This is a genomic window from Lutibacter holmesii (assembly GCF_042679665.1).
GTDB lineage: Bacteria > Bacteroidota > Bacteroidia > Flavobacteriales > Flavobacteriaceae > Lutibacter > Lutibacter holmesii.
The window spans coordinates 216143-235694 of sequence record NZ_JBHTMV010000001.1; the positions used below are offsets into that span (position 1 = coordinate 216143).

Consider the following 19552-nt stretch of genomic DNA (forward strand, 5'->3'; position numbering starts at 1 on the left):
TTTTTAATATTTGTATTGTTATTATGCTACAAATGTACTTACATAAGGGAGTTGAAATATGGACTAATTAGGTGAAGTGTCTAAATTTAAAAGTGAACTGTACATTTGCAAAAGTGAAGTGACTTTTTTTTTGAAATTCAAAAAAGTTGACTTATTAAAAAAAAGCGCCTAATAAAATATTGTTTCAATGGAGCAATAGTACACTTAAGGTGCTTTAAAAGACGATTCACTTTAATAAAAAGATGCTGCTATATTATTGTAAGATATATTTGAGCTAATTTTAAAAACTGTAACTTTGAGTATTCAATTATTATATAAACTTTCAAAACAAAAAAGATTGACATTAAATAAAGTTAGTGGGTTTCTAATTTTTATAATAGCATTGGCTGTTTCAATTCTAATGACCCTTCCGCGCGCATTGTCTTTATTTGAAATTATTAATTATCAAGGAAGTGAACATGTAAATGCTTCTATCGCAGATGTTCTTTTAAGGTTCATCTATCTTTTAGGAGTCTCTTATCTAATTCTTCAGTTTAACTCAAATTGGTGGTATCAATTCAAAGTGAATATTTCGTTGTTTTTAGAAATTGTAATAACTTTTATTCTACATATAGTATTCTTCTTTTTCTTTGTAAGATTTTTCCTGTTTATTTATAAACTAATTCTTGGGGTCAATCCAAATCAATCTGAAACAGGATACATTTATTTTGGATATGTAATTGTTTTTATAATACTCGTATTTGTAGCAAAAATATTAAGGTATCAGGTCTTTAGAGAAAATGATAAATTAGAGAAAGAAATATTAAAACAACAAAGTGTTCAAAGTGAACTAGCTGCACTTAAAAGTCAAATAAATCCACATTTTTTATTTAATTCATTAAATTCTTTAAGCTCACTTGTAAGAGAAAATAAGGAAGCCAAGACATTTGTTTCTAAACTTTCATTCTTATACCGTTATATTTTACAAAGTGGTGAGAAAGATTTGGTAAGCTTAAAAGAAGAATTGAAGTTTTTAGATAGTTATACGCATTTAATTAAAACAAGATATAGAGATAATTTTAGTATAAATATTGATATCCCAAATCAATTTTTGGAGTGGGAATTACCAGTTTTAACATTGCAGTTATTAGTTGAAAATACCGTAAAGCATAATGAGATTTCTGTAAATAAACCTTTAACTGTTACTATTTTTATTGAAAAAGAATATCTTATAGTTGAAAATATTATAAATCCTAAATTAACAACTATAGGTAGTTCTGGACAAGGCTTATCGAATATAGATAAGCGCTGTTTCTTATTAAAAAATAAACATATTTTAATTGAAACTGTAAACAATAAATTTGTAGTAAAAATACCATTAGATTAATAATTATATGAAAGTTATAATAGTTGAAGATGAAATTTTAGCAAGTGAAAACTTGTCGTATATGCTAAAGGAAATAAATTCTGATATTGAAATTTTGGCGGTGTTAGATTCTGTTAAATCATCAATTAAGTATTTAGAGAAAGGAAACAATGCCGATTTAATATTTATGGATATTCATTTGGCGGATGGTACCTCTTTTGAAATTTTTGAACAAGTTAAAATTAAAACACCGTTAATATTTACCACAGCTTATGATCAATATGCAATAAAAGCTTTTAAACTAAATAGTATCGACTATATTTTAAAACCAATAGACGAAGAAGAATTAGAAAATGCTATAAATAAATACTTGGAATTGGCTGAGGTTAGTATTCCTGCAGATAATATCCAGTTAGAAAATGTGTTAAAGTTGTTGAATTCTGAGAAGAAATCATTCAAATCCACTTTTTTAGTTCAAAGTAGAGATGAGTTAATTCCTTTAAAAATTTCAGAAATAGCTTATTTTTATATAGAAGTAGGGATTATTAAGGCTATCACTTTAGATAATAAATCATTTATTATTAATGAAAAACTGGAAAGTATAGTAGAAGATATTGATACTTCAAAATTTTATAGAGTAAACAGGCAATTTGTTGTTAATAGAGAAGCTGTTTTAAAAATCAAATTTTATTTTAATGGTAAATTAGTTTTAAAAACAACCCCACCTTTTAAAGAACAAATAATTGTTAGTAAAGCAAAAGCTACAGAATTTAAAAACTGGATGAATAATTAAAAAAGTATTAAAGCTATGCTAATATTATGAAATATAGTTTTTAAATAGTTAGAATATCACAAAAAAAACACTCAATATTAGAAATATTGAGTGTTTTTTAGATTTAATTGTTTTCTAAATACTATTTATATACGTTTTTAACGGTATTTAGATCTTGTTTTTTAATAGATTTTTCATAATTAACGGGAACCTCTATTGTTAGAAATTTATCTTTTCCATCTGAGTCTTTACCTTGATAAAAATTAAAAATATAAGGTTCATCTTGAAGAACATGAATTGGAATTGAAAAGATTGTTTCTCTAATACTTGGATTATATCCAATTCCATCATCTACATATGCAATAGGATAAATTAGTCTCGATGTTCCTTCGTAGAAATAGTCAAATTGTCCATAATGGTAATAGCTACTATTTGGTAATTCTATTGTTACCTCAATGTCATAGAAACTTCCGTAGTCAAATTCATCTGGAAGATCTGCACTTATTGTATTTACATACTCAAAATGGTAATCGTGGTCGTTGTCGTCGTCATTGCTACATGATATAAAAGATATACTAATAGCAATAATGATAATTAGTGAATACTTAAGATTTTTCATCATATTTAGTTTTAAAATTCTATTCAAAAGTACAGTTACATGTTTTTTTAATTAGATAATTTTGAGTGAACAGTCCTAAATTTCATTTGAAACAACTTTAAACACAAATGAAATGTTTTTTACATAAAATAAGCAGACGTTTGTAATTATAATATGGTAGTTTAATTAATGTTACTAGTACAATTACCATATTATTTGATTTTAATTATTGCTATTTCTTAATGTGAAAATCTTTTATTTGTCTTAAGATATAAAGCCAAGTGTTGGTGGAGGTATTCGATATAAGCATACAAAAGATTAAGATACTTTGTTACATTTTGGCGCTGGTTTTGGAGAAAATGGAAATAGCGGTATCTATTTTGGGGTGAATCAAGCGTACTAAATAAAATCAAATTACATTTTGGAAAAGAGAAACATCAGTTTATTACTGTGAATGAATTTTCAGAATACTCTGGTATTGAGGTGGATATCATAAATGAATACATATCAAACTAAATAAAAAGGGGCAGATTCGGTGTCACTTAAATAGGGAAGGGCTGAAGGTGTTAAAAACATTGGGGTTCCGTGAATGGTTCTAGTTCCTTCCTCTCTGCGAAAACAACATAAAAAGAAATCAAAAAACAACAAAACCCTACAAACACTACGTTTGTGGGGTTTTTCTTTTCTACGAAATAGTATAAAACACCATAGAAATCCAATTAAATAGGGGTAATTCGGTGTCAGTTAATTTAAGTTATCAATTGTCAATTATTAGTCCTAATAAAGCTAGGTGTCTTATTATTTTCCGAATTTAATAAATGAATCATAAAATTTTAAAAATGAATGTTCAGAAACTTTAAAAAATATATAATAAAACTTAAATTTGATTTTTAAAGGATAATAAATACAAAGTGCATGTCAAAAATTGGAATATTAGAAGGCAAAATTCAAAATTATGTTTGGGGAGGAAAATCATATATTTCTGAATTGTTAGGATTTGGAAAGAGCAATGTTCCTTGTGCTGAGTATTGGTTAGGTGCCCACGTTAGTGCTCCTTCAATTTTAAAAACTTCCGAAGGAGATTTACCTTTGAATTCCTTTTTAGAAAAAGATTCAGCAAAGGTTTTAGGAGACGAAATTAATGCCAAATTTGGGAATTTACCTTTCTTGTTTAAAGTGTTAGATGTAAATGATATGTTGTCTATACAAGTGCATCCAACTAAAAGCGAGGCTGAAAAAGGATTTAAATTTGAAAACGAAAACGGAATTCCTCTAACGGCACCTTATAGAAATTATAAGGATAACAATCATAAACCTGAAATTATGGTTGCATTGAGTGAATTTTGGTTGTTACACGGTTTTTTACCTAAAAATAAATTAATTGATGTTTTAAAGAATATTCCTGAATTTAAGCATTTTTTACCTGTGTTTGAACAGGATGGATATTTTGGTCTTTATAAACTTGTAATGGAGCAAACTGTAGAAGAAAGTAATAATACATTACGCTCTTTGGTAGCTCGTTTATTACCGTTATATAAAGCTGGCAAGCTTGATAAGTCAAGTGCTGATTATTGGGCTGCAAAGGCTGTTACTACTTCAAGTGAGAATTCAAATTTAGATAAAGGAATTTTTTCTATATATTTTTTTAATATTGTAAATGTTCATAAAGGTGCAGCTGTTTTTCAGGATGCTGGTGTTCCTCATGCGTATTTAGAAGGTCAAAATATTGAATTAATGGCAAATTCAGACAATGTTTTACGAGGTGGTTTAACTCCAAAGCACATAGATGTGCCTGAATTGTTAAAGCATATTGTTTTTGAAGAAACAAACCCAAATATAATGATGGGAGAATTGCAGAATGATGGAATAGAGCGTATTTATAAAAATCCGGCACCTGATTTTGAATTGAGTCAAATTGCTATTTCTTCAAAAGAAAAATACAACTCAATAGCTAAAACAGCCCAAATTTTAATTGTTATTGATGGTGAAATTATAATTGTTGAAGGAGATACTACATTAATTCTAAATAAAGGGCAAGCAGCATTCTTAGAAGCTGAAAGTAACTATTATATTACAACTACAAGTTCAGCAATTGTGTATAAAGCTACTGCGCCATAATTTTTTATAATTGAATTCTGAATTTGAGAAAATGTAAAATCACTAGGGTTTTACTGCTTTTTCATATTTCAAATTTAAGTAACAAAACTTGATGTATTCGAATTTTATTCTATTTTGATGATTTTTTGATATTTGATAAAATTTTTAAATAATATATAAAAGTCCTTTTTTGTCCTCTTTTAAGAAATTTACATATAATATTTTTACTTGATAATTTAAATACTTACTTATTTTGAAAAAATATACATTTATTTTAGCACTAATTTTTAGTGTTTGTTTGGGGAATATTGCTATGGCTCAAGAAGGTGTTTCAAAAGGTGAATTATTAAAAGCATTAAATAATGTTGATGAGCTTGGATTATCTAAAGAAAAATCTTCTGAATTAAAAAACTTTAACAAAGGTTTTGCTGATGATGTTTTTAGCATTACTGACAGTGATAAGTCAAATGATAAAAAGATTTTAGAATTAAAAAACCTTAGAGATAAAGGGAGTAAAGATTTAAAAAATATTTTAGGTGAAGATTCTTTTAAAAGTTTTAAGAAATCTGTTAAAAAGGAACTTAAACCTTTAAAGAGAAAAACTAAATTATTTAAATTTATCCTTTAAAGTTAGATTTTAATTATTGTATAAAGACTTGTTTTCTATAACTATAGAAGACAAGTCTTTATTGTTAAAAAGAAATCTATTTTATTAGAAAATAAATATTAAGAAGAAGCAGTTTTGATGGAGGTGAAGCAATTGTAGGTTAAGCTTAGGGTGCTATAATTTATCAAAATTCTATTTGGTAGACTAATGTTATTTTAATTAGAAATTTAAGTTTAGTTTAGGTATTTAGGTGTAATTATTTTAAATTTAAACTTAAATTCCCCATATATATTTATGAATAACCAAAGAAATATAGAAGGTTTTAATCAGCAACAATTCAACAACCTTTTTAATAGTGCACTTGTTAATAATTTACCATATTTATTCTGGATGTATGAGTTAATAGGTAATGAGTATAAACTTATTAAATGGAATAAAAACCAAGAGATTTATACAGAATACAGTACAGAAGAATTGTATCATAAAAATGCATTAGATTTTTTTGATGATCAAGGTAAAACAAGTGCGGCTAAAGCTATTACAGAAATATTCGAAAGAGGAAGTGCTAAAATTTTTGAAAATTTATTAACTAAATCAGGAAAGACAATACCATATTGCTTTGAAGGTTATTTATTTAATTTTGGAAGTCGTCAAATTTTTATAGGGATAAGCATTGATGTTTCCGAAGAGTCTGAAACTAAAAAGAAACTAAAATTAGTAGAATGTGAAAAAGAAAGACTTCTAAAAATTGACCAGGAAAATAAAAAAGAATTACAATCATACACCGCTAAAATTTTACGTAATAATATTGTAAGTAATAAGTTAAGTCGACAAGTTGATATCATATTAGCTAAGAAGGATATTAGTAATTGTAGAGATGAAATTTTAAAGTTGAAAACCATTATTGATTCTCAACAAGTTTCAACATATAATTGGGAAATGTTTCAGTCGAAATTTGATAAAGTGTATGCAAACTTTTTTGATAGTTTAAAAACAAAACATCCTGAATTAACAAAAAGTGAATTGCAATTTTGTTCATTTGTAAAAGTTCAAATATCAATTGTAGATATCGCTTCATTACTAAATATTTCTATGGAAGGGGTGAAAAAGAAAAAATATAGGATACGTAAAAAATTGAGTTTGAATAGAAGTGATTCCTTAGAATTATATTTGTTGAAATTTTAAGTTGTTGTAAAAGTTCGTTTTAGTTGAAGCAATATTTACGTTGTTTTTCTTTTTAAACTTAAAACAATATACTAATTGTTTATTTCTTGTAAATTCAATAATACTTTATAATTTAAAATGTCACATAATTATTAAGAGTATTATGTCCTTTTTTGTCCGCTTTTTGTATTTTATGATGTATAAATTTATTGATTAATTATTAAAATAAATTCAAATGAAGACAAAATTATTTTCAACACTATTTTCATTGGTGGTAGTTTTTTCATTTATGAGTAGTTGTACTCAAGTTGAAAAAGATCAACCAACAAAAGAAAATTCATTGCCAAAAGAGCTCTCAGAGTTTAAAGGTAAAATAGGTAAAACGTATGCTACTTCTGAAGAGTATTGGCAAAACCCTCCATCACCACCAGAAGGCGCTCCTAATGTAATTATAATTTTGCTAGATGATGTAGGTTTTGGGCAAACAAGTACCTTTGGAGGATCTATTCCAACACCTAATTTAGATAAATTAGCTGACAATGGATTGTTGTACAATCGTTTTCATACAACAGCTGTTTGTGCGCCAACTAGAGCCTCTCTGTTAACTGGTAGAAATCACCACGAAGCAGGTTCAGGTTTCTTGGTAGAGTGGGCTACAGGGTATCCAAGTTACAATTGTTTAATACCTAAAAGTACTGCAACTATTGGTGAAGTTTTAAAAGGTAATGGGTATCCAACAGCTTGGTTTGGAAAAAACCACAATACTCCAGATTGGGAAACATCTATTGCAGGCCCGTATGACAGATGGCCAACAGGTTTAGGTTTTGATTATTTTTATGGATTTAATGCCGGTGAAGCACATCAATATTATCCAGCAATTTATGAAAACACGGTTCCGGTTGAACCAAATAAATCTCCAGAAGAAGGATATCACTTTATGACCGATATGACAGATAAAGCTATCTCTTGGATGCAACAACAAAAATCTATTGCTCCAGATAAACCTGTTTTTATGTATTTTGCGCCTGGTGCTGTTCACGCTCCTCATCACGTTACTAAAGAGTGGAGAGATAAATTTAAAGGGAAATTTGACCACGGATGGGATAAAGAAAGAGAAATTGTTTTTGAAAGACAAAAGGCTCAAGGAATTATTCCTGAAAATTCAATATTACCTCCACGTCATGAAGAAATACCATCTTGGGATAGTAGATCTGAAGGTGAAAAGAAATTATACTCTAGATTGATTGAAAATTTTGCCGGGTATATGGCGTTTACAGATTATGAAGTTGGTAGGTTAACTGATGCAATTAATGATTTACCAGATGCTGATAATACAATGATTATTTATATTGTTGGTGATAATGGAGCAAGCTCAGAAGGTGGATTAGAAGGAACAATAAATGAAGTGAAAGGTTTAAGTGGAATTTCTTCATCATTAGAAGAGAACCTTGAGAAAATTGATGAAATTGGTGATCCTTCAACAGAACCACATTACCCTGTTGGTTGGGCTTGGGCAGGTAACACTCCTTTCCAATGGGTAAAACAAGTTGCTTCTCACTTTGGAGGATCTAGAAATCCTATGGTGATAACTTGGCCAAAGGTAATTAAAGAGAAACATGGAATAAGAGACCAGTTTTTACATGTGGTAGATGTTTTACCTACAGTTTTAGATGCGGCAGGTATTGAAATGCCAACGTATGTGAAGGGAATTAAACAAAAACCAGTTGAAGGTAAATCGTTTATGTCAACTTTTACAAATGAAAATGCTGCTGAAATAAGACATACACAATATTTTGAAGTGTTAAGTAATCGTGCAATTTATCATGATGGTTGGATTGCTACGCATCAACATACTTTACCTTGGCGTCAAGATATTGCGCCTGGTTATGATAATGAAGTTTGGGAATTGTATAATTTAAAAGAAGATTTTACTGAAGCGAATGACTTAAGTAAAGAAAATCCTGAAAAATTAAAAGAAATGTTAGCTCTTTTTGATTCAGAAGCTGAAAGAAATCATGTGTATCCACTAGACGATAGAGGTGCAGAAAGATTGATTTCTCCAAAACCTTCACCTGTAGGAGATAGAACTAGTTTTGTTTTTCATGAAGGTGCAGTTAGAATACCAGAAACAGCCGCGCCAAATTTAAAGAATAGATCTTTTACTATTGAAGCTACTGTAACAGGGAAAAATGCAAATGGTGTATTATTGGCTTCTGGAGGAGGTTCAGCAGGTTTATCTTTTTATGTGAAGGATGGAAAACCAACATTTACGTACAATTGGTTTGACACAGAGTTGACAGATATTGTTAGTAAAAAATCAGTTACAGGTGAAAAATCAGTAATTAGATTTGATTTTGAATATCAAGGCGGAAAAGAACCAGGAAAAGCAGCAATTGGTAAAATTTATTTAAATGATGAATTGGTTGCTGAAAAGGAAATTCCTAAAACTGTTGCGGGAAGATTTGGTGTAGACACTTTTGGTGTTGGAATGGATACTGGTTCTCCAGTTACACATCATTATAAGCCACCTTTTGCGTATACAGGTCATATAGAACAAGTGAAAATAGAACTTAAATAAATTTAGCAAAATTTATTAAAAAAAGACTGTTATTACTAACAGTCTTTTTTTTGCTATTTAATTGAATTATTCTAATTGAAAAGTATTATTTTTAGTATGATATCATTTGTGGTAAAGTAATTGATAAAACTAAAAAGCCCATAAAGATTACATTTATGGACTTTTGGTAAGAATTGTGATTCTCTTAGCGGAGAATTAAACTCTTGAAATAGGTGTTTTGCTTCATTATAGTTTTAACTATATAAATTCTCAAACTTGTAAGTGATCTGAATTTTTAATTGTTTCAATCGTTACTAAAAAAATATGTTATTGGAGTCTTCTAATATTATTAAATCCGTGCCATTTTGATTGAACTATACAGTATATCAATTAACTTTATTTTTTATTAAATTCATAAACAAAATCTATTCATAATAAATACTAAATTTCTTATGCTGAAAAGGACCAAATAAATTATTAATAATACTATTTTCAAATTTGGTTGATTCTAATTTTTTAACTTTGTCCCAAGAAACGAAATACAAATGCTTATGAGTATTCTTGAGATATAATTTATCTGAGTCAATGATTTCAATCGTTATTTCGTCTTCGAAGGAAAACATTTTTTCTATAATAATTTTATTTTGAGTTATGTTAAATCTTTTCTTTAAAACCAAATCACCATTAAAATCTATCTCTTTAAAGTCTGATAAATACATTAAAAAATCGTGTTTTGCAGCAATTCTCACTTCTCCTCCCTTTAAAAATAAGAAAGAATTAAATGAATATGATGATTTATTTCCTTTTAATCTACGATCATATATTTCTATTGGTTCTTCAATATAATATCCATTAAATTGTATCATAATCTTAAGGTTTAAATGTTTTTGCAATTTTTCATCAAGTTGCTTGTGGGTTCTTACGTTTAAGTCATTGTGTTGTTTGCAGATTTTTGAATTCTTAATTTAATTTAAACTCATTTTTTTGGTTCAATAATTTTAATTCTTTGTGGTAGTTTTCAATTCTTGATTGTGCGTTTCCGTCAATTATTAAAATGATAATTAACATTGAAATGGTTGTAACGCAAATTGCTCTCCAAGTTGGTGTATTAATTAATAGGATTAATAATGCTGCTACTATAAGTGCTATTGGAACTACTTTAAATACAACTTTAAATTGCTTTCGTGTACTTTCAGAACGTTTAATTTCAGACTGATAAAAGGCAGTTTTATTGGTGTTAAAATCTTTTTCAAATTGTTTAACTCTTTGAATATTAGTGTAGTTAGTGCCGCTGCCAATTATTAATAATAATATGCCTGCTACTAACGTTGGAATAATATATGCCTTTGCTAAATCTGTTTTTCCTAATTGCCAAAATCCAGCACTTGCGATTAAAAATCCAATGGCGAAGAGAATAAAGAAACGAGTTGAGAATACTTCGGCTTTAGCCCATTCGATTGCTAGTTTTAATAGGTCCATAGTTTTTTATTTTAGGTGTGATCAACTGTTTTGGGTTTGCTTTGTTGGTGTGGTTAAACACTAAAGTTAGTAAATAAAACTCAGATAGAAAGTACGCAAGGATTATAGTAAGTGGGCGAGAACGAGCAATTACTTATAAGCATTGTTGTAGCTAGTTGCTATTGTTTACTTTAAATATTTACGGTAGTCTATAATCTTAGTTTGCAATCTCTGATTTAAATAGTTGTTTTTATTTTCTAAGGTCTGATTTATAATTTCAGCTTCTTTACAGTAACTTGTTTTTTTCTCATTTGTCCAGTAATATGGAGGTTCCTGTAAATTAGTTATTCTATCAGCAAGTTTTACAATTGCAACTTCTTTAGTTAACTTATTGATTCTTTTTAGGCTATCTTTCATTTGCTCTAATTTTGAAGGTAAGTTCTCATTTTTAGTTAGAGCCGATACGCCAATTGCTACTTTTTCTCCAAACTTCTTTTTTAGTTCATCAAGTTCAGTGTCAGTATCTTCAATCGTATCGTGTAATATTGCTAATTGTATTGCTAAATAAATATCAAAATCTTGTTTCTCGTTATAAGCAATCAATACTTCCATCGCTACATTGGATATATGAAGCAAATAATTGGAGTTTGTTCCTGGCATTTTTTGGTTTTTGTGTTTCTCTCCTGCAAACTCAATAGCTTTTTGGTATTTGTCTTGTATCATAATTATTAGAGATTTTTAGTGATTAATCTTTAATAGGATTTAAAACTAATTTGTTTATGGGATTGTGTAATCTTCAATTGGTTACAATGGGCTAGTATAAATTATTTGCTTTGTTAGCCATATCTTTTTTAGAATTCAGTTCGAGAGGTTCCTATTTTAATAAAATCAAATTTTTCATTATATTCTGAACTATTTAAAATCTTTTTCAAATCGTTTTTTGAATTTTTATTTCTTAAAAGTATTTCAAAATAATAATTATTGCCTGACTTTTCAGTAATTTTTAAGTAGTTTTTGTTTCCGAATATTGAGTGAGATGTCCAGCTTCCATAATCCATATATTTCAGATAAATACTTTCAAGTTCATTCAGAGTAATAATTTTATTTACACCATTCTTATTGAATTCAATTCTGTCAGTGGTAATTTTTAAGTAGCCTATTTTTTTTGGTTTGATAAAAGACTGTCCGAATAGAAAATAAATTCCTGATATATAAATAGAAAGTGCTAAATATTTTAGATAAATGTTTTGATTCTCTTTGTCATATAGGAAAACGTAAAAAGTTGAAATCAAATATAGAATACCAAACACGATCATAAAGATTTTATTGAATTCCTTTGTTTTTACTATTTCAGTTTTAAATTCTGTAGTCATGTCTCAAATTATGGCTAATTCGTTATATAATTGTTTTATATCAGTTTAACCAAAACTATTTTAGGGTAAATGTGGGTTTTAGTAATGCTACTCAAATATAAAAATATCATTTTTATATTAATGAACTTTTGAAATAAAGTGCTGTAACACCTTATTGCCCTTACAAATGTTTGTATTTTGTTGTGATGTTTGTTTTGGAAACGACTTTTATTTAATGATGTAAAATGGAGTGAGAATGAATTTTTCATATATTAAATATGCGAAAAATAAATAAATTATAAGTTTGTAATGTTAATAAAATTAGGGTTTTAGTGAAATTCGGTGTCAGTTTGGATTATTTGAAACTGACACCGAATTAGCCCCTTTTTATTTGTGTTTAGATGGTATTTATTGTTAAAGTAGTAAAACGAAAAAGCCCATAAACATTACATTTATGGGCTTTTGTTGAGAATTGTGATTCTCTTAGCGGAGAAAGAGGGAACGCATATGATGCAAAATTACGGATCCTATCATTACTTATTTTTATTGAAAATATGTCTTAACACTCAATGTTTACAGTTGTTTTAGGTGTGTTTGATATTTGTATGAGTTTGTATTAGTTTGTTGTGGTATTTTTTTTACCGTACAAAAATCGTACAAATAATATTAAATGAGCTACATTTGTATTGTTAATTAAAACGATATGGCCTCAATAAATTTTTTATACCGCTCAAGCAAGTCCGAAGCTCCTTTAAATTTAAGATTATTATTTAGGTTTAATCAGGTGGATTATAATTTTGGAGTAAGGACAAAATTAATAGTATCTAAGTATTATTGGATGAAGCAGCATAATTTAAAGCGTTCAAAGGATATAGAGATATCAAATAGAATTGTTGAAGTAAATGCAGAAATAAATAATATTAAAAAACATATTCTTGCTGCATTTAAAAAAGTAATGAATCCTGAAACTATTAGCAAAGAATGGCTTGGTACTCAATTGGATCAATATTACAACCCAATCCAGGAATCTAAGAATGTTCCTATTGATTTAGTTGGCTTCATTGATTATTATATTGAACAACGGAAAGATGAAGTCACCACTGCATCTAAAGTTAAATTTAATGTTATTAAGCATAAAATGGAGAGGTTACAATTATCCTTGAATAAAACCCTTTTTATCAATGATATTAACCAAGACTTTAAAAGTGATTTCGTTAAATATTACAAATTAGAGAGTTATTCACAAAACACGGCTCAACGAGAATTAAATATAATCAAAACCTTTTGTAAATATGCTAGAAGTAAAGGGGTAGAGGTTCATCCTGAACTAGACGCTTTAAAGTTAGAAAAAGAAAAAACTGTTAAAATATATTTATCTTTTGAAGAACTTGAAAAAATTGAAAATGCCGATCTTGAAAAAGATTATTTAATCAATGCAAGAGATTGGTTAATCATTAGTTGCTATACAGGTCAAAGAGTTTCAGATTTTATGCGTTTTAATAAAGAAATGATACGTCTTGAAAAAGATAATGAAGGAAATGAAAAGTCGTTAATAGAGTTTGTTCAAAAAAAGACAAATAAAAAAATGACAATTCCTTTACATAACAAAGTTTTGGAGTTGTTAAGTAAAAGAAATGGAGATTTTCCTAGGCCAATTTCAGATCAAAGATATAATGAGTTTATTAAAAAAGTTTGTGAAGTTGCAGAAATAAATGAGCAAATTGAAGGAAAGAAGCAACTAAATATATCAAATGATCCAAAAATATCTAAAATACGAAATGTTGAAGGTGTATATCCTAAATGTGACTTAGTAACAAGTCATATTGGGAGGCGTTCATTTGCGACTAATTTTTATGGTGATATCCCTACTACGTTGTTAATAAATGTGACTGGGCATAGTACAGAAACAATGTTTTTGAATTACATTGGGAAAAGCAATAAAGATTTAGCAATGGCATTAACAAAATACTTTTAAAAGTAAATAATTTTTGTATTTTTATAAATATAAAATCAAGAATTTGAAAGAGAGTAAATATTACAAAACTTCGAATGAATATAAACAACTCAAGCCTTTCACAGATAATCCTTGCAGTGGGGATTTAGATTATACTTATATTGTTTTTAGGATTAGTGATGCATTTTCTAAACTTCAAGATTTTTCAGAAAGAAAAATTTTGAGCTATGATAGATTTGATTTTTTTGGAGCTTTTACAGAATTGTTTTTTTATACAAAGATAAAGGGTAATTACATTTTAAAAAACTTAAAAAGAATAGAACAATATTGGAAGTTGATAGATGAAATAACACATAAATTTGAAAAAGGAACTTTTAAAAATCTTTCTGCGATAGGGGGGTATCAAGAATTTAGTTATAATTGCAGTGAATTAGTAAGTGTTTGTTGGTTGATGCAAAAAGATTTCAATGAGTTTTTAATTTTTGAAGAACTTGACAATCGCGATAATAAAAAAGGAATTGAAAAGATTGAAATTCAAAGTGATTTGTTAGATGAAGAAGCTGAAAAAAAAGAAATTCTTAACCCTTATCCTCAAATTTTTTTAAATGGAGAAATTTATAATGGATTTGTTGAGTATGTAAAGAAATATATAATTGACTATTATATAGATTATTCATATTTGAAAAAGAGATTAGAACACGAAAAACTAATCTATAAGCATACAGATAATGAGTTTATGGAAATAATTTATAAGAAGTTAGATCTAATAAATAAAAAACAATATGAAGATTACAAAGCTGAAAAGGGCAAGCTTTATTCTTTAACTAAATCTGAAAATGCTAATCGATTAAATAACTTCAATATTATATTTAATGAATAACGTAGAGTTTAGGGGGAATTTTCTGCCCCTGATGGGAAATAAATGACCTAAAAAAGCAGCGTAATATTCTAAAATTTGCATTCATAATATTAAACTATAATAGATGAATGAGAAGCAAATTATTTTAGAAGTCTTATCGAAAGAAGAGTTGAAAAAGCTAATTGCAGATTCAGTAAATGAAGCGATGGATCTTAAACGATCGGTCGTTGATCCAGTTGACCAATTACTTACAAGAGAAGAGGCCTGTAAATTTCTTAAAATTAATTCTAGTACTCTTTGGAATTGGACTAAAAAGGGGAAAATTACAAGCTACGGAATTGCAAGTCGTAAATACTACAAGAAAAATGAATTACTAGACACCTTAATTAAATCAAAGTTTTAATTTATGGAGGGTGTTATAAATACTGATAACTCTTCTCAAATAGTTATTGGTGAAGATGTGAATCCAATTATTCCAAAAATAAACATAAGTATTGAAGTACAATTAAATGATATAGAAACTCCATTGAGTTTAGATAAAGAATATTTCACAGAAATAGAAGTCTATTATTCTGAGAATAAACCAAAACAGAATAAAGGTATTGTGGCGCATTATACATTGAGGCAGGTTGAAAAGAGATTAAATAACCTCACGAAGAACCTAAAAAAAGATAATGATCCAGCATTATTAAAGGGAATCTATAATGGTGGTACAAGGGGGGTGTTTTGCGAATTTCCTGCACCTTTTCTTTTCTTTGATATAGATGTTAAAAAGAATGAAAATCAACACTTATATGATGCGTTTACAAATTCCAAAGTATTTGAAGTTCTAAAAGAGATCAGTGTTTTGTGTTGGCGCTCTAAAAGCGGTTATGGAATGGCAGGTATATTTTATGTACGTCACTTAGCCAATGTAACCAAGGATAATACAGGACTTCATCTAAAAGCAGGAAATGTCATAACTATAGCTGTAAGTAAATATATAAAAGATGAAACAGGAATTTCTGTAAAATTTGATTCTGCTCAAAGTAAATTTAGACAAATAAGGTATTTGACAAATCAGGAAGATCCGTCAGTTATAAACGAAAACCCTAAACAAATTGATATTGAGATAGAAGAAGAAGAAATGGTTTCTTCAACTGGTGTTCCTCATTTTAAACATCAATATTATCAATCAGTCACAGGTAGTTTAGAAGATCAATTTAATAATGAGAATAATATAACTGATACCTTATTAAATGCTGGTTTCAAGGATCTAGGGAATAATAGATATAAGCATCCTTCTACTACAAGTTCAAGCACAGGGCTTGTTGATTTGGATCAAAATATTTTTTTTAACCATAGCACAAGCTTTTCAAATAAGAGTGTGTTTAATCCATATAGCTTAACGAAATACACTGAATATCATAATGATTCTAATGAGTTTAATGCTGCTTTAAAGGAAAAAGGAACTGATATAAAAAAACCAAACAAAGATGAATTTGATGTAGCTAAAACAATAATTAAAAATGCAACTTCAGTAACACCTCAAGTTATTTTTGAAGCGTGCTACCCTTTGAAATATGCTGATATTCAATTAAAACATAAGTTTATCAATTCAACGTGTTCTGAAATTTCACATATCAAATATTTTCAGCAATATTTAGGAGTAAAAAACTTGTCTATAGAATATGACAAGTCCCTTGAAATTAATGAATACGTGAGCGAACAATTGCAGGCTGTTTTAGACTATGCTGATCAAAATAAAAGGGTCTGTCTGAGAGCTGAAACAGGAACTGGTAAAACAACAGCCTTTTTAAGAGAATTTCCAGTTTTAAGGCCATTTATGAGGCTTTTAATTTTAGTTCCATTAACTGTAATTGTAAATCAATCCAAACAAAAAAATAAAAGTTTAGTTGGTCTAACAGGAGAAAGTGCCCCACGTGATCATACAGAGGCTAAAATGAAATCGGTGGTAATGGCTACCTATGAACAAGGGGCAAAACACCTTATAAATGGCAATCTCTTTGAGTATATTGTTATTGATGAAGTTCATAATTTAATAACTACAAATAATTATAAAAGAGAGGTTAATTCAAATTTAACTCAAGCTCTGAATAATTGTAATTCAAAGATTATTGGTCTTACGGGAACTCCAAATAATTTATTTAAGGCATTAGGCTATAAATTAATAAATGTATTTATAACAGATCAGCAGAAAGTTGATGTGATTCAAAGAGTTGATAATCGAAGAGGTTTTAAAATCATTAAACAACATCTTAATGAAGTGAAGGGGAAATCTATTTTTCGATTGAATAATATTGGAGTTTTAATAGATATTAAAAAAGATTTAGTCAAATCTGAAAAATATAAAGAAAATGAAATTTTAATTCTTCATTCTGTCGATAAGATTAAAAAAAGCTCTGATTATAAATACTTGATTGAGAAAGAGGCTTTTAAAGATGATATTAAAATTGTTTTAACTACTTCATTAATTGATGAAGGTTTAAGCATAGATCAAGAAGGATTTTTTGATGTTGTTTTCATCGAAGATAGTTATAACCAAAATCCAGAAGCGGTAAAGCAATTTTTTGCGCGATTTAGAAATATCAATCCAGAGAGAAAAAACTATCATTATTTTAAGAAAAAAAAGGAGCAAAACGCATACTATCGCAATCTTGAATCAGACTATAGCGGCACATATGAAGTTTTAGATAGATCCGATTATATTTTTAACGAAGAAAATTTCAGTTCATATAATGATATCGCCAATGATCAAAAATTTTATTATGACAATGGAGATGTCAACACTTATTATTTGTCCTATCAAACTTCAAATAGGTATTTCGAAGCTTTTAATCATTGGGAGTTTAATACTTACCTAGAAAAAAACTTTAATTTAAATATTGAAGTCGATGAGTCTTATCTATTGGATACAATAGATACAACTTTAATGAAATCATCTGTAAAAGAAAGGAAAACTAAAATGTATGAGGTTTGGAAGAACCATCTAGAGGCTGTTGAGCATACCGTTTATAATATTACTAGTAATAAAAAATTAAAGTCTTCCATAGAGTATAATGGGGAGCCGAGAGTATATATTGTTGCCGATTTTGTAGAAGAAAATAAAAAAACTTTTGAGAGATTACTGTTGAAATATTTTAGATTGATTGAGTTGGGTGAGGATCCAAATGAAATACTATTGGATCATAACAAGTCTCAAATCCGTAACGGGCAATTAATTAATAAGAAATTAAAACTTATAGAAACCATTGCAGTTATTGAAAATCCAAAAACAGCGAACGATAAAGTTAATAGGGCTAAAATAATAGGATTTATAGATGATATCAAACGTAAAAAACAATTCACTAAAAATGATTTATATAAAAGCTTAAAAAAACAAAAGTTTCAAGATATTTCAAGTTATAAAAACTATATATTACTCGAGATTATTAAGAAATATGCGGGATATACCTTTAATAAGAAGACAAAAATATATAAAATTAAGTCAACCAAAACGCTCAAATAACGGTCAAATGTTTTTTTCTTTATAAGGAGTAAAAAAACTAACAATTGACCATAAAAAGCGGAGGTAATATAGATAGGTTTCCGCTTAAAGTTAGCTTATAAAATAAAAAATTAACATATTGATTGTTAGTGTTTTATGTTTGAAATAATGAACTTGGTAATGAGTTAAAATAGATTTATTCTTATTTTATTTTTTGAATGATTAAAAGAAGGTAAAATCTTGTTTTGTAGCATGTTACGTTATGGATGTGTTTTTGTATTTTTCTTGTCTACGCAGGGCGGAAAAAGTGTCTCTATTTCGTCAAAATTAGCATATAGCTACATACGTAAATAAAACCAAGAACTTAGAAAAACCTAAATTATGAAAATACAACCAACAATCCTGTTACACAACATCACACCAGATGAATTTAAAAACGAGCTCATTATTGAATTAAAACATGTTATACAGGAATTACTTCTTGAAATAAAGAAAGAAAAACTAGTAGAATATTAAATGAGAAAAGAAGTATCTAAAATATTAAAAGTATCTATTGTTACGTTGCATAATTGGGATAAGCTAGGTGTTATACAGCCTTACAGAATAGGAAAAAAATAGATATAAGAGTAATGAATTAGAAAAAGCATTGATTAGAATTTCTTATTCCAAAAATTATTAAAAACAGAATTTTAGTTGAGTAATCATCTACTACGACTTCCCGTAATAAAATCCACAATAAAATCAGTTAATTTGAGAAACCTTTATAATAAAACATAAAAAACCCACCCCATATAAAAATTGCTATGATTATAAAAAAGAGAGGTGGGTAAAATTGCTATGTTTAGAGCATTACCTAGCGATAATGTCTATATCAAATATACGGAATACTAAATATAAAACACCTTTTTTTATAACTATTTTAAAGGAAGAAACAATCAAACACAATTCAAATAAAAAATAACAATTATCATAAAACACATCATATATTTTACTCTCTTTTAAAATTGTTTGTGATTAATAAAAATATTAAGAATTATCAAAACTAAAATTTTATAATACTGAAATAATCAATATTAGAACACAAATAGAAAAAGAACTGGGTTTATCATTTTAAATTAAATAAAAAACAAATAAAAGAATATTTACCTTCTTATAAGGTAAGTTTAAAATTAAAAAAAATAGTAGCTAAATAAGAAAACGACACTCAAATTAATAAGTGCCGCTTTAAATGTTTTCACAACGGAATAATCCTTATTGTGAATTGCTTTCTGATTTGTAAATCAAATATACAATTTTTTCAGT

16 protein-coding genes are annotated in these 19552 nt (G+C 27.8%); 11 read left to right on the forward strand and 5 right to left on the reverse strand.

The window, feature by feature from the left end:
* The first annotated feature begins 337 nt into the window (after window positions 1-337).
* On the forward strand, window positions 338-1366 hold the full coding sequence (locus ACFQ5N_RS00940; protein WP_386806964.1) for a sensor histidine kinase: 1029 nt from the start codon (window positions 338-340) through the stop codon (window positions 1364-1366).
* A gap of 7 nt (window positions 1367-1373) precedes the next feature.
* A complete protein-coding gene (locus tag ACFQ5N_RS00945; protein WP_386806965.1) occupies window positions 1374-2138 on the forward strand; it encodes a LytR/AlgR family response regulator transcription factor in 765 nt (254 codons plus the stop codon).
* 121 nt (window positions 2139-2259) lie between these two features.
* On the opposite strand, the gene ACFQ5N_RS00950 is transcribed toward ACFQ5N_RS00945, so the two are convergent.
* Entirely contained in the window at window positions 2260-2736 is a 477-nt protein-coding gene (locus ACFQ5N_RS00950; protein WP_386806966.1) for a hypothetical protein, read from the reverse strand.
* A gap of 894 nt (window positions 2737-3630) precedes the next feature.
* On the opposite strand from ACFQ5N_RS00950, the gene manA reads away from it, so the two are divergent.
* From manA to ACFQ5N_RS00970, 4 genes are all read left to right on the forward strand, one after another.
* The gene (gene manA, locus ACFQ5N_RS00955; protein ID WP_386806968.1) at window positions 3631-4833 is read left to right on the forward strand and encodes a mannose-6-phosphate isomerase, class I; all 1203 of its coding nucleotides are present in this window, start codon (window positions 3631-3633) and stop codon (window positions 4831-4833) included.
* Between the two features lie 232 nt (window positions 4834-5065).
* On the forward strand, window positions 5066-5440 hold the full coding sequence (locus ACFQ5N_RS00960) for a hypothetical protein (RefSeq protein ID WP_386806969.1): 375 nt from the start codon (window positions 5066-5068) through the stop codon (window positions 5438-5440).
* A gap of 273 nt (window positions 5441-5713) precedes the next feature.
* Window positions 5714-6604: a hypothetical protein gene (locus ACFQ5N_RS00965; protein ID WP_386806971.1), complete on the forward strand. Its 891-nt coding sequence runs from the start codon at window positions 5714-5716 to the stop codon at window positions 6602-6604.
* 214 nt (window positions 6605-6818) lie between these two features.
* Window positions 6819-9161 carry an arylsulfatase gene (locus ACFQ5N_RS00970; RefSeq protein ID WP_386806972.1) on the forward strand — a complete coding sequence of 781 codons (2343 nt, stop codon included), beginning with the start codon at window positions 6819-6821 and terminating at the stop codon, window positions 9159-9161.
* 404 nt (window positions 9162-9565) lie between these two features.
* Here ACFQ5N_RS00970 and ACFQ5N_RS00975 read toward each other — a convergent pair whose 3' ends face one another.
* The 4 genes from ACFQ5N_RS00975 to ACFQ5N_RS00990 form a co-directional block, all read right to left on the reverse strand.
* Window positions 9566-10006: a hypothetical protein gene (locus ACFQ5N_RS00975; RefSeq protein WP_386806974.1), complete on the reverse strand. Its 441-nt coding sequence runs from the start codon at window positions 10004-10006 to the stop codon at window positions 9566-9568.
* A gap of 94 nt (window positions 10007-10100) precedes the next feature.
* Window positions 10101-10619, reverse strand: a complete 519-nt coding sequence (locus tag ACFQ5N_RS00980; protein WP_386806975.1) for a hypothetical protein — start codon at window positions 10617-10619, stop codon at window positions 10101-10103.
* A gap of 165 nt (window positions 10620-10784) precedes the next feature.
* Window positions 10785-11321, reverse strand: coding sequence for an HD domain-containing protein (locus tag ACFQ5N_RS00985; RefSeq protein ID WP_386806976.1), 537 nt, complete (start codon window positions 11319-11321; stop codon window positions 10785-10787).
* Between the two features lie 128 nt (window positions 11322-11449).
* Window positions 11450-11971, reverse strand: coding sequence for a hypothetical protein (locus tag ACFQ5N_RS00990; RefSeq protein WP_386806977.1), 522 nt, complete (start codon window positions 11969-11971; stop codon window positions 11450-11452).
* Window positions 11972-12653: 682 nt separating this feature from the next.
* Between ACFQ5N_RS00990 and ACFQ5N_RS00995 the strand changes: the two genes are divergently transcribed.
* The 5 genes from ACFQ5N_RS00995 (at window position 12654) to ACFQ5N_RS01015 (ending at window position 18868) form a co-directional block, all read left to right on the forward strand.
* Window positions 12654-13925, forward strand: coding sequence for a tyrosine-type recombinase/integrase (locus ACFQ5N_RS00995; protein WP_386806979.1), 1272 nt, complete (start codon window positions 12654-12656; stop codon window positions 13923-13925).
* Between the two features lie 43 nt (window positions 13926-13968).
* Window positions 13969-14784 carry a hypothetical protein gene (locus tag ACFQ5N_RS01000; protein WP_386806980.1) on the forward strand — a complete coding sequence of 272 codons (816 nt, stop codon included), beginning with the start codon at window positions 13969-13971 and terminating at the stop codon, window positions 14782-14784.
* Window positions 14785-14887: 103 nt separating this feature from the next.
* A complete protein-coding gene (locus ACFQ5N_RS01005) occupies window positions 14888-15166 on the forward strand; it encodes a helix-turn-helix domain-containing protein (protein WP_386806982.1) in 279 nt (92 codons plus the stop codon).
* A gap of 3 nt (window positions 15167-15169) precedes the next feature.
* Window positions 15170-18271, forward strand: a complete 3102-nt coding sequence (locus ACFQ5N_RS01010) for a DEAD/DEAH box helicase family protein (RefSeq protein ID WP_386806983.1) — start codon at window positions 15170-15172, stop codon at window positions 18269-18271.
* 495 nt (window positions 18272-18766) lie between these two features.
* Window positions 18767-18868, forward strand: a complete 102-nt coding sequence (locus ACFQ5N_RS01015; RefSeq protein ID WP_386806984.1) for a MerR family DNA-binding transcriptional regulator — start codon at window positions 18767-18769, stop codon at window positions 18866-18868.
* Window positions 18869-19552: the final 684 nt, after the last annotated feature.

What these genes read in the sequence shown, in the direction of transcription:
- ACFQ5N_RS01010 (WP_386806983.1), top strand. Translation starts at nt 15,170, where the DNA reads ATGGAGGGTGTTATAAATACTGATAACTCTTCTCAAATAGTTATTGGT.
- ACFQ5N_RS00995 (WP_386806979.1), top strand. Translation starts at nt 12,654, where the DNA reads ATGGCCTCAATAAATTTTTTATACCGCTCAAGCAAGTCCGAAGCTCCT.
- ACFQ5N_RS00970 (WP_386806972.1), top strand. Translation starts at nt 6,819, where the DNA reads ATGAAGACAAAATTATTTTCAACACTATTTTCATTGGTGGTAGTTTTT.
- ACFQ5N_RS00965 (WP_386806971.1), top strand. Translation starts at nt 5,714, where the DNA reads ATGAATAACCAAAGAAATATAGAAGGTTTTAATCAGCAACAATTCAAC.
- ACFQ5N_RS00990 (WP_386806977.1), bottom strand. Translation starts at nt 11,971, where the DNA reads ATGACTACAGAATTTAAAACTGAAATAGTAAAAACAAAGGAATTCAAT.
- ACFQ5N_RS00980 (WP_386806975.1), bottom strand. Translation starts at nt 10,619, where the DNA reads ATGGACCTATTAAAACTAGCAATCGAATGGGCTAAAGCCGAAGTATTC.
- ACFQ5N_RS00975 (WP_386806974.1), bottom strand. Translation starts at nt 10,006, where the DNA reads ATGATACAATTTAATGGATATTATATTGAAGAACCAATAGAAATATAT.
- ACFQ5N_RS01015 (WP_386806984.1), top strand. Translation starts at nt 18,767, where the DNA reads ATGAGAAAAGAAGTATCTAAAATATTAAAAGTATCTATTGTTACGTTG.
- ACFQ5N_RS00945 (WP_386806965.1), top strand. Translation starts at nt 1,374, where the DNA reads ATGAAAGTTATAATAGTTGAAGATGAAATTTTAGCAAGTGAAAACTTG.
- ACFQ5N_RS00950 (WP_386806966.1), bottom strand. Translation starts at nt 2,736, where the DNA reads ATGAAAAATCTTAAGTATTCACTAATTATCATTATTGCTATTAGTATA.
- ACFQ5N_RS00985 (WP_386806976.1), bottom strand. Translation starts at nt 11,321, where the DNA reads ATGATACAAGACAAATACCAAAAAGCTATTGAGTTTGCAGGAGAGAAA.
- ACFQ5N_RS01005 (WP_386806982.1), top strand. Translation starts at nt 14,888, where the DNA reads ATGAATGAGAAGCAAATTATTTTAGAAGTCTTATCGAAAGAAGAGTTG.
- manA (WP_386806968.1), top strand. Translation starts at nt 3,631, where the DNA reads ATGTCAAAAATTGGAATATTAGAAGGCAAAATTCAAAATTATGTTTGG.